The 10,991-nt window shown below is 62.2% G+C and carries 11 protein-coding genes; all 11 read right to left on the bottom strand.

Going from position 1 to position 10,991, the window contains the following annotated elements; all coding sequences use genetic code 11:
- Window positions 1-24: 24 nt before the first annotated feature.
- Window positions 25-1,290: an NADH-quinone oxidoreductase subunit NuoF gene (nuoF, locus tag AB8B33_RS32660; RefSeq protein WP_310381046.1), complete on the bottom strand. Its 1,266-nt coding sequence runs from the start codon at window positions 1,288-1,290 to the stop codon at window positions 25-27.
- 4 nt (window positions 1,291-1,294) lie between these two features.
- Window positions 1,295-1,804: an NADH-quinone oxidoreductase subunit NuoE gene (nuoE, locus tag AB8B33_RS32655; RefSeq protein WP_439018543.1), complete on the bottom strand. Its 510-nt coding sequence runs from the start codon at window positions 1,802-1,804 to the stop codon at window positions 1,295-1,297.
- Between the two features lie 16 nt (window positions 1,805-1,820).
- A complete protein-coding gene (gene nuoD / locus AB8B33_RS32650) occupies window positions 1,821-3,035 on the bottom strand; it encodes an NADH dehydrogenase (quinone) subunit D (protein WP_126911742.1) in 1,215 nt (404 codons plus the stop codon).
- Between the two features lie 28 nt (window positions 3,036-3,063).
- A complete protein-coding gene (locus AB8B33_RS32645; RefSeq protein WP_439018542.1) occupies window positions 3,064-3,600 on the bottom strand; it encodes an NADH-quinone oxidoreductase subunit C in 537 nt (178 codons plus the stop codon).
- Window positions 3,597-4,100: an NADH-quinone oxidoreductase subunit NuoB gene (gene nuoB / locus AB8B33_RS32640; protein ID WP_007819590.1), complete on the bottom strand. Its 504-nt coding sequence runs from the start codon at window positions 4,098-4,100 to the stop codon at window positions 3,597-3,599. The genes AB8B33_RS32645 and nuoB overlap by 4 nt, the downstream gene beginning before the upstream one ends.
- Window positions 4,088-4,453 (bottom strand): NADH-quinone oxidoreductase subunit A, encoded by a 366-nt coding sequence (locus tag AB8B33_RS32635; RefSeq protein ID WP_439018541.1) that lies wholly within the window; start codon window positions 4,451-4,453, stop codon window positions 4,088-4,090. Before AB8B33_RS32635 ends, nuoB begins: the two co-directional genes overlap by 13 nt.
- 128 nt (window positions 4,454-4,581) lie before the next feature.
- Window positions 4,582-6,021: an NADH-quinone oxidoreductase subunit N gene (locus tag AB8B33_RS32630; protein ID WP_439018540.1), complete on the bottom strand. Its 1,440-nt coding sequence runs from the start codon at window positions 6,019-6,021 to the stop codon at window positions 4,582-4,584.
- Window positions 6,018-7,493, bottom strand: a complete 1,476-nt coding sequence (locus AB8B33_RS32625) for an NADH-quinone oxidoreductase subunit M (protein ID WP_439018539.1) — start codon at window positions 7,491-7,493, stop codon at window positions 6,018-6,020. Before AB8B33_RS32625 ends, AB8B33_RS32630 begins: the two co-directional genes overlap by 4 nt.
- Window positions 7,494-7,501: 8 nt before the next feature.
- Window positions 7,502-9,277 carry a Na(+)/H(+) antiporter subunit D gene (locus AB8B33_RS32620; RefSeq protein WP_439018538.1) on the bottom strand — a complete coding sequence of 592 codons (1,776 nt, stop codon included), beginning with the start codon at window positions 9,275-9,277 and terminating at the stop codon, window positions 7,502-7,504.
- On the bottom strand, window positions 9,270-9,524 hold the full coding sequence (locus AB8B33_RS32615) for a hypothetical protein (protein WP_439018537.1): 255 nt from the start codon (window positions 9,522-9,524) through the stop codon (window positions 9,270-9,272). The genes AB8B33_RS32620 and AB8B33_RS32615 overlap by 8 nt, the downstream gene beginning before the upstream one ends.
- On the bottom strand, window positions 9,521-10,987 hold the full coding sequence (locus AB8B33_RS32610; protein ID WP_439018536.1) for a monovalent cation/H+ antiporter subunit D family protein: 1,467 nt from the start codon (window positions 10,985-10,987) through the stop codon (window positions 9,521-9,523). Before AB8B33_RS32610 ends, AB8B33_RS32615 begins: the two co-directional genes overlap by 4 nt.
- Window positions 10,988-10,991 lie beyond the last annotated feature (4 nt).

Below are 10,991 nucleotides of genomic sequence, written 5' to 3'. Positions count from 1 at the left end.
GCAGTCCTGTCGCAGCACACGCCTTCAGTGAAAAGGACACCTGCGGTCCTCGATATGGGCAACGAACTCATCGCGAAAATGGCCGAGTGCCGCCCGCAACCCCATCGCCGCCCCGTCACCCAAGGCACAAAACGTATTGCCGAAAATGCCTTTGCAGAGCATCTCCAGCTGCTCCAGATCGCCGGGCGCACCTTCGCCAGCCTCGATCCGGCGCAGGACCTTCACGACCCAGTTCAATCCTTCCCGGCACGGCGTGCACTTGCCGCAGGACTCATGATGGAAGAATTCGATGATCCGGGTGGCGACCTTGACCATGCAGGTCGAGTCGTCGATGACGATAACGCCAGCCGAACCGAGCATCGAGCCGGCGGCAGCCAGCGAGTCGAAATCCATCCTCACCTCCAGCCCGTGCTCCGGTATGACCGGCGCTGAGACCCCGCCCGGGATCACCGCCTTGATTCTGCGTCCCGGCAGCGCGCCGCCGGCGTGGTTCTCGACCAGTTCGCGCAGCGGTATGCCCATCGGCAACTCATAGAGGCCGGGTTTGCGCACCTGCCCACTGAGGCAGTAGAGCTTCGGGCCGGGGCTCTTATCCGGGCCGATGCCCCGAAACCAGTCCGACCCCCGTATGACGATATGCGGCACGCAAGCGAGCGTCTCGACATTGTTGATCACGGTCGGGCTGGCGTAGAGCCCGGCCACGGCCGGAAATGGCGGCTTCAATCGCGGTTGCGCCCGCTTGCCCTCGAGCGACTCGAGCATCGCAGTCTCCTCGCCGCAGATATAGGCGCCGGCGCCGCAGTGGATGTGTACGGCGAAATTGAAATCGGAGCCCAGAATGCGCTTTCCGAGATAGCCCTTTGCGTGGGCCTCGGCGATCGCCTGCTCCAGACGACGGGTCGCCGTCACATATTCTCCGCGAATGTAGACATAGGCTGTTTCGGCCCCAATCGCATATGCACTGACCGCCAGCCCCTCGATCAGTTGATGCGGGTCGCGCTCCATGATGATCCGGTCCTTGAACGTGCCCGGCTCGCCCTCATCGGCGTTGCAGCACAGATATGTCGGCTTGCCGGTGCGCTTCGGCACGAAACCCCATTTCATGCCCGTTGGGAATCCGGCACCGCCGCGACCGCGCAGGTTGGACCGTTTGACGAGGTCGACAACCTCGTCAGGCGTGTACGCGCGCAGCGCCTTTTCCAGCGCCTGGTAGCCGCCGCCAGCCTCGTAGGTCGACACCAAATGACTGTCGGCCACATCGACATTTTTGAGAAGAACCGGCTCGAACATGGCGCTACTCCCCCGGCAGCCGCGCGGAGGCGTGCTCGATGCTCGGCGCTCCCACTGTCGCCCGCAGGCTGTCCAACAGTGCGTTTATCCGCGCCACATCAAGGTTGGCGTGGTAATCGTCGCCGACTTGCATCACCGGAGCCATCTCGCAGGCGCCGAGGCATTCGACGGTCGAAAGCGTGAACAGCCCGTCCGGGGTGGTGTCGCCTTTCCTGATCCCCAGCACCGTTTCCAGGTGGTTTAGCAGCTCCTCTGATCCGCACAGCATGCAGGAAACATTGTTACAGAGCTGCAGGTGGAACATCCCCACCGGCTCGGTGTGGAAAAGGGTGTAGAAAGTCGCCAACTCGTAGACCCAGATCCGCTCGACCTTGAGAATGTCGGCGACCTCTTCCAATACCGGCCCGGGCAGATGGCCATGTTCTTCCTGCGCGATCAGGAGCGCGGGCATGATCGCAGAACGCTGGTCGGGATAGCGCGCCGCCGCCTCTTGGATCTTTTCGCGCATGGTCATCGCATTCAAATCCTTGCTACTTGTCCACCTCCGCCATCACAGGGTCGAGGCTGCCGAGCACGGCGATCATGTCCGCCAGATAGCGGGCGTTGGTGACCCCGAAGAGAGCCTGAAGATTGACGAACGAGGGTGCCCGCACCTTCATGCGGAACGGTTTTGGCGACCCGTCGCTGATGATGTAGAAGCCAAGCTCGCCCTTTGGCGCCTCGATCGCCGAATAGACCTCGCCCTTCGGCACCTTGAAGCCGTAGGCAGACAGGTCGAAATGCTGGATCAGCGCCTCCATCGAGCAGTGCACCCGATCCTTGTTGAGCGGGAAGGCGATTGTCGGATTGTCGATCTGGAACGGGCCCTCAGGCATCTGGTCGATGCATTGTTCGATGATCCTCATGCTTTCGCGCATCTCGTCGACGCGGCATCGCCAGCGTGCATAGCAATCGCCCTCGTTACGGGTGATGACGTTGAAATCGAGCCGGTCGTAGATCTCGTAGGGCTCATCGCGCCGGATGTCCCAGTCGACACCGGAAGCACGCAGGTTCGGGCCGCTGAGGCCGAGATCAACAGCATCCTCGGCGGAGATCACGCCGATCCCCTTCGTGCGATTGAGAAACACCCGGTTATCTTCGAGCAGTCGCTCATAGTCGCGGATCCGGTTCGGGAAGATGTCGCAAAACTCGCGGATCTTGGGGAAGAACCCGTCAGGCAGGTCCTCGCGCACCCCGCCGACCCGGCAGAAGGACGTGTGCATGCGCGCACCGGTGATCATTTCCAGGAGGTCCATGATCATTTCGCGCTCGCGCATGACGTAAAGCAGCGCGGTCATGGCGCCGAGATCCATCGGCAGCGCGCCGGTGATCAGGAGGTGACCGGAGATCCGTGCCAGCTCGGCCATCATCACGCGGATATATTGCGCCCGGATCGGTGCTTCTATGCCGAGGAGTTTCTCCACCGCCAGCGCGAAGGCCAGGTTGTTCGAGGGCGGACAGAGATAGTCGAGCCGGTCCGTCAGCGGGAAAATCTGGGTATAAGTGAAGCTCTCCGCCAGTTTTTCGGTGCCGCGATGGAGGTAGCCGATATGCGGATCGACACGCTCGACGAACTCGCCGTCCAGTTCGAGGACGAGCCGAAGGACCCCATGCGTGCTGGGGTGCTGCGGACCGAGGTTGAGAAGCACTTCCCTGGTATTGAGCGCTTCACCCTCAGGCCTGCTGAGCTCGGTGACTTCGGTCATCTCAACGTTCCGGCGTAGAACGGCCTCCTTACGGAATGTCCCTGGTGGCAAGGTCGGGCCGTGTTGGCGGCGGACCTTCGGCACCGAAGGGGTTCAACGTGTCCCTATAGCCCCTTAAGGGGAAATCCTTGCGCTGGGGAAAGCCCTCGAAGCCTTCCCACATGTAGATCCGGCGCAGATCGGGATGTCCCTCGAACCGGATGCCGTACATGTCCCAGGCCTCACGCTCATGCCAGTTGGCGGTGCGCCAGACCCCCGTGACCGAAGCCACGTCGGGAGGATCGCCAAGCCGGCACTTGATGCGGACCCGCCACCTGTTGGGCAGCGAATAAAGATGGTAGACCGCCTCGAACCGCGGCGTTTCGGGATAGTGATCAACCCCGCAAATGTCCGAGAGGAAATTGAATTGCAGCGCCGGATGCTCTTTCAGGAACCGGCAGAACTCGACGATCCTCTCGGGCGGAACGGCAAAGGCGTCGACGCCGTGCGCAGTGCCGAGGTCCTCGATTGTTTCTCCGAAGCGCTCCATGATCGGAGCGCGATTGAGGGACGGCTGCGCACTCATGACGCCATAACCCGATCCAGAGGTGTGCCGGCGAGCGCCCGGGATCTCTTGATCTTTTCTTGAAGCAGGAGGAAGCCGTGCATCAGCGCCTCGGGCCGGGGCGGACAGCCAGGCACATGCACATCGACGGGCACGAAGGTTTCCGATCCCTGCACCACGGCATAGGTGTTGTAGACCCCGCCCGAAATAGCGCAGGTGCCCATGGCGATCACCCAGCGCGGTTCCGGCATCTGGTCATAGAGCCGCCGCACGACGGGCGCGAATTTCCTGGTCACGGTGCCGGCGATGATCATGACGTCGGATTGTCTCGGCGAAGGGCGGAACACCACGCCGAACCGGTCGAGATCGTAGCGGGCGCAACCGGCCGAGATCATCTCGATGGCGCAGCAGGCAATGCCGAAGGTCTCCGGCCACAGCGCCGATCTCCGGCTCCAACTGATGATGCTGTCGGCCGTGGTGAACAGCACGCTGTCGCGGATCGCGTTGTTTACGCCTCCCATTCCAGCGCTCCTTTCAGCCAGGCGTAGGCGAAGCCCACGAGAAGCAGCACCATGAAGACGATCATCTCGATATAGCCGACCAGCCCGATCTCTTTCAGGACGACGGCCCAGGGAAAGAGGAACATCGCTTCGACATCGAAAACGACCAGCAGGATCGCGAGGATAAAGAACGGCACCCTGAAGCGGCCCGCCGCCGCCTCGCCCGCTGCATCCATGCCGCATTCATAGGGCATGTTCTTGGCGGGATAGGGATTGGATGGGCGCAGCAGCGAGGAAACGAACAACGTCACCCCCGTCACCAGAACGACTCCGGCGACCATGAAAAGAACGGGCAAGAATTCCATTGCAGTCATATCACTGCACCGGTTGCCCATCGACCTCATCGCGAACTGGTAAATCGGTCCGCCGCGGCGCTACGTGGGCAATCCTTCCTCCACCTTCAAGTCTATTCCGTCGGTGTGATCATTGCAAATCCAATCGCTCACCCACCAAAGACCGAATCTTGGGCAAGCTTCAGAAACCACGACGGAAACAGGCCGATGCCGATGGTGCCGGCGGCGGTGACGGCGAGTGTCGCGCCCACCAAAGGCGTCAGCGCCGGGGCGAATGTCCTCTTCGGCTCGCGCATGTAGATCACCATGACGATGCGGATGTAGAAATAGGCGGCGACGGCGCTGAGCAGCACTGCGATTACCGCCAGCATGACGAAACCACGCTCGACGAGGGCGACCAGCACGTAAAATTTGGCGAAGAACCCGGCCGTCGGCGGAATGCCGGCCAGCGAGAAGAGATAGAGCAGCATCAGAAGCGCCAGCCCCGGATGTGACTTGGCGAAACCCGCATAGTCTTCGATGACCTCGCCGGAGAAATCGTCGTTCCGCATCATGATGACGGCTCCGAAAATGCCGAGATTCATGAAAGCGTAGATCAGCAGATAGAGCATCACGCTGGCGATCCCATCGGCACCGCCGGCGGCCACGCCGAAAATGGCGAAGCCGGCATGGGCGATGCTGGAATAGGCCAGGAGACGCTTGAAATTATCCTGGACCAGCGCCACGAAACTGCCGAGCGCCATCGTCACCACCGCAATGACAGCGAGGATGATCCAGACGTCCGAGGCTGCGACGAGAGGGTTGAGGAACACCCGCAGGATCACCGCGAACCCCGCCGCCTTGGGCCCTACCGACATGAAGGCGGTGATCGTCGTCGGGGCGCCTTCATAGACGTCCGGCAGCCACATATGGAAGGGAACCGCGCCGACCTTGAAGACCAGCCCCGCGACGATGAAGACCACCGCCAGCAACAATCCCGGATCGAGCCGATCGCCGGTCACGGCCGCAGCCATCCCGTCCAATTGCGTTGTGCCGGTGAGCCCGTAGACCAGCGAAACGCCGTAAAGGAAAATCCCGGTCGAGACCGCGCCAAGGACTACGTATTTCAGTGCTGCTTCGTTCGACCGCCGCTCACGCCGCAGGAAACCGGTCAGCACATAGGTGCAAATCACCATCAGTTCGATGCCGACATAGATCGACAGGAGATCGGTCGCCGAGGCCATGATCATCATGCCCGAAAGCGCAAAGAGCAGCAGGACATAGTATTCGCTGCTGCCGATCCCTTCGATATCGGCATATTTTCGCGAAAGGAGGAATGTCAGAAGGGTGGCCAAGTAGAAAACGAACTTGAAAAAGACCGCGAAGCGATCGGCGATGAACATGCCCGTGTAGGCCGGCCGCACCTCGCTCGCCAGCATGAGTGTCGCCAAGGCGGCAATCAACACGACCGCGACCGACGCCCCGACAAGGAAATGTTCCTGTCCCTTTCGCACAAACTGTCCCAGGATCAGCAGGATGCAGGCGCCTGTGATCACCACGATCTCGGGCAGGCTCGCCAGGGCCGACTGGAAAAGCGTGGCGGTGGTCATGGGCCGCTCCCCCTACTTTGCACCTGCGTCAGCAGATGCTTCACCGAGGCATCGATGACGTTGAGAAAGGGTTTCGGATAGAGCCCAACCCAAAGTACGAAGACGGCCAGCGGCAGGATCGCAGCCATCTCACGGGCGTTCACGTCGCGTATCGTCAACCGGGCGCTGACGCTGGTCGGGCCGAGCGCGACTTTCCCATACATGCCAAGCAGATAGGCAGCCCCCAGCAATGCACCCAAAACGGCGGCCGAGCCGGCGACCAGGTTGGCGGCAAACCCGCCTGACAGCACCAGCAACTCGCCGACGAACGAATTCGTTCCCGGCAGCGCCATCGACGACAGGGTAAACAGTGCCAGAAACGTGGTGTAGACCGGCGCCACCTTCATCAACCCGCCATAGTCGGCGATGCTGCGGGTATGGGTCCGCTCGTAAATCAGCCCGACGAACAGGAACAGGGCGCCTGTCGTCACGCCGTGATTGAACATCTGCAGGATACCGCCCTCGAGCCCGCGGAGGTTCAGCGCAAAAATCCCGAGCGTCACGAAGCCCATGTGGCTGATGCTGGAATAGGCGACCAGCTTCTTCAGATCGTCCTGCGCCAGCGCGAGCAACCCGCCGTAGACGATCGCAAGCACCGAAAGCGCCAGCATCAGCGTCGAATAATACATCGATGCCTCCGGCAGCATCGGCAGCGAGAACCGCAGGAATCCGTAGGCGCCCATCTTCAGGAGCACGCCGGCGAGGATAATGCTGCCCGCCGTCGGCGCCTGCACATGGGCGTCCGGCAGCCAGGTATGGACCGGCACCATCGGCACCTTGACCGCAAAAGCGATCAGGAAGGCGAAGAACAGCCAGGACTGGATCCGGAACGGCAAGTCCTGCTCTGTCAAAGCGAGGATATCGAAGGTCCTGCCACCGTAGAAATAGAGCACGATGACACCGATCAGGAACAGCAGGCTGCCCGCCAGCGTGTAGAGGAAAAACTTGATCGCCGCATAGACCCGACCCTCACCACCCCAGACGCCGATGATGAGGTACATCGGGATCAGCATCGCCTCCCAAAAGACGTAGAAGAGGAACAGATCGAGCGCGCAGAAGACCCCGAGCATCAGCGCCTGCATGGAGAGCAGGCAGATCATGAATTCCTTCACCTTGCGGTCGATCGCGACCCAGGAGGCGAGCACGCAGATCGACCCCAACAGTGCGGTCAGGAATACGAAGAGCGCGCTGATTCCGTCGATGCCAAGCGCATAATTGATCCCGAGCGCGGGCACCCACGGGCGCGTTTCGGTGAACTGCATGGCATGGGTCGTGGTGTCGAAGCCCGTCAGCATGGCGATGCAGAGAGCAAGGTCGAGGACGGTGAAAGAGAGCGCAGTCCACCGCGCCGCATCGTCACCGCGCAGGAACATCAGAACCGCGACCCCGGCGACCGGTGTGAATATGATGAGGCTCAGCAGCGGGAAGCCCATGGCACCCCCTACCGCCACGCCACGACGAAGACGACGGTGGCTGCGATCAGACCGACGACCATCGCCAGCACGTAATGGGTCACGACACCTGTCTGGAGCCGCCTGAGCCGCCCACCGCTGTGCAGGATCGAGTGGGCGACGCCGTTCACGACGGCATCCACGCCGACAAGATCGAGCCGGAGTCCTGCCCGCGCCGCGCCGTGCAGCAAGGGCAGCGCCGCGGTTTCGGAGACATTGCTCACCGCCTGCTCATAGCGCGCCAGGGGCCTTTCGGCGAGCCACATGAAGGCCCGCGCGCCCTTGCGGTAAAACCAGTCGGTGTCGAGGCTGATCGTGTTCTCGGGATCGAGCGCCCACAGGAACAGCACGAACCCCAGGGCGGTGAACATCAGCAGCCCGAGGCTCTCCATGACATGCAGGCCCGTATAGGGTTCGAAATCCACCGGATAGGGCAGAAGCGCATAAAGCGGCTGGGGGAACACCCCGATCGCAATGCAGAGCACCGCCGCCATGCCCATGGCAATCAGCATGTTGCGCGGCGGCTCCCGCGCCTCCAGTTTCCGGTCCGTCCCGAAGAACATGTAATAGGGCAGCTTGAGGCCGGTGTGCAGGAACGTCCCGGACGATGCCATCGTCAGCGCCAGCACCACCAGCGCGCGGTGATCCGCTCCTGCAGCCGCTATCACCATCGATTTGGTGACGAAACCGGAGAAGAACGGGAAGGCCGAGATCGCCAAGGCGCCGACCATGTAAAGTGCCACGGTCAGCGGCATGGCCTTGTAGAGCCCGCCGAGCTCGGTGAGCTTGCGTCGGCCGGTGACGTGGATGACTGCCCCGGCACCCATGAACAGCAGCGCCTTGTAGAGGATATGCGCGAAGGCGTGGCTGGCGGCTCCGTTCACCGCCATCTCGGTCCCGATACCGATACCCGCGATCATATAGCCCACCTGGCTGACGATGTGATAGGCGAGAAGCCGCCGGCAATCGTTCTCCAGCACCGCGTAGATGACGCCGTAGAGCGCCATGATGGTGCCGAGCCAGACCAGGAGTTCGGTCCCCGGAAACGCCCGCGCCAGCACATAGACGGCGGTCTTGGTGGTAAACGCGCTCATGAACACCGCCCCGGTGACGGTCGCCTCCGGATAGGCATCGGTCAGCCAGGCATTGAGCGGCGGCACGGCCGCATTGAGGATGAAGCCGGCGAGGATCAGGTAGTCGCCGACCCCCATTCCCCCGTTGGTGAGGTCCCCCGCGATCGGACCGAAAAGCAGTGAACCGGTGGCGAGCCCGTGGGAAATGATGCCGCCGAGCAGGACGACGCCGCCGGTGATATGGACCATGAGATAGCGGAACCCGGCCCGGATCGCCGGCCCACCACGCTGCGCAAAGACCAGATAGGCGGAAGCGAATGCCATGCCCTCCCAGAACAGGTAGAGGGTCAGATAGTCACCGGCAAACACCACGCCAAGCGCGCTGCCGACATAGACGAATGCCGCTACGTGTTGGCCGGCATCCGTCAGGTGCAGCGCGTAGACCATGCCGATCAGCGCCATGATGGTGAAAACGGTGGCGAAGACGATGCTGAGCTTGTCCACCTTCGCGATCAGGATCTCCTGCCCGATGAACCGCGCTTCGCCATAGCTGCCCGGCTCCATCGCAAGCACGGCAAGGATCGCCAGCGCCGGGATCAGAAGCAGATAGGCCTTGCGGACCGACCCGCTGAGGAACGGGATCGGCAGGGCGCCGAGAATAAAGAGCAGAGCCGGATGGATGAAGTCAGTCATAATAGTCCTCGCGCCGCATCAGCCCGACCCGATGGCCGAGAAACTTGGAGACGAAGATAAGCAGGACGCAGGAGACGAAGCCGTAGACGGCCGACCAGCCCGGCAGGCTGTCCCACAGATATTCGGCGTGTTCGCGCGAGACCAGAAAGTCGGCGACGACGATCAGGACAAGCACGAGGTAGAACAGCCGGCGGCGCGGCCTCGCATATTGCTCGTCACCAAAGAAGTCGACGACACGCTTGATCATCGGATCACTCCGTCTGCCAGGGTGAGAAAATAGCCCGGGAAAATGCCCATGAGCACCGACAGGATCGCCGTTGCGACCAGCGGAATCGTGACCAACGGAATTTCACGGACCGTGGTCCGGCTCTCCTCTTGCCTCTCCGCCTGGAAGAAGGCGGCATAGCTGACCGGCAGGAAATAGGCGGCGTTCAGGATCGAACTCACCAGGATGACGACCAGGAACGCGGTCTCTCCTGCCGCCACGGCGCCCTCCGCCAGATACCACTTGCTGACGAAGCCCGCAGTTGGCGGCACGCCAATCATGCTGAGCGAGGCGACAAAGAATGCCCCCATCGTCCAGGGCAGCCTGCGGCCGATACCGGCCATGTCGCTGATGTTACGCTTGCCCGACGCGCAATAGATCGACCCGGCGCAGAAAAAGAGCGTGATCTTGGAGAATGCGTGCGCCGCGATGTGGATGATCCCGCCAACCATCGCGACCGGTGACAACAGAACCGCGCCCAGCACGATGTAGGAGAGCTGGCTGACCGTCGAATAGGCGAGCCTGGCCTTCAGGTCGTCCCGCGTCAGGGCGTAAACCGACGCCATCAGGATCGTGAACGAAGCCAGATAGGCCGTGGCGATGCCGAGGCCCAGCCCACCCACTAGTCCCGTGCCGAAGACATGGAACACCACCCGCAGCACGCAGAAGACGCCCATCTTGACCACTGCCACTGCATGCAAAAGCGCGCTGACCGGTGTCGGCGCGACCATCGCGGCGGGCAGCCAGGCGTGCATCGGCATCACGGCGGCTTTGGCAAAGCCGAAAAGATAGCAGAAATAGACGACCGTCAGCAGCGCCGCCGAGGCACCGCTCCCCGCCAGCAGCCCCCCCGCGACAAAGTCGAGCGACCCCGCAATATGGTAGGTCAGCGCCAGTGCGGCGAGCAGCGCGCTTTTCGAGGCGCCCATCAGATAGACGAGGTACTTGCGGCTGCCCCTCCATCCCTCTTCGTCCTCGTGGTGGTAGACGAGCGGATAGGTAACGAGGCTGAGCACTTCGTAGAAGATCACCAGCGTAAACAGATTGGCGGCGAAGGCGCCCCCGGCGGCGGCGGCAAGACTGCTGGCGAAGCAGGCGAAGAACCGGGTCTGCGCATGCTCGTTCAGATGCCGCATGTAGCCGATGGAATAGATCGCCGCCACGATCCACAGCAGCGACGAGACGGTGGCAAACACCATGCCGAGCGCATCGACCCGGAAAGCAAAGTCAATCCCCGGCAGAATCTCGAACAGGCGCAATTCGACCGTCCCGCCCGCCAGCACCGTGGGCGCCATCGACACGACAATCGCGAACATGGCGATCGCGGCCAACGGCGAGACCAGATCGCGAAGTCTCTCGCGGTTGTTCAAAAGGAGCACTGCAAGGGCCGCCAGACCGGCGACGGTGATGGCAAGCAACGGCCGGATCGATACAACCGGGTCCAAAGCC

The sequence above is a fragment of the Rhizobium sp. 768_B6_N1_8 genome (genome assembly GCF_051811225.1).
Lineage (GTDB): Bacteria > Pseudomonadota > Alphaproteobacteria > Rhizobiales > Rhizobiaceae > Rhizobium.
The sequence above is the reverse complement of the archived record's forward strand: the minus strand, read 5'-3'. Positions and strand labels throughout refer to the sequence as shown.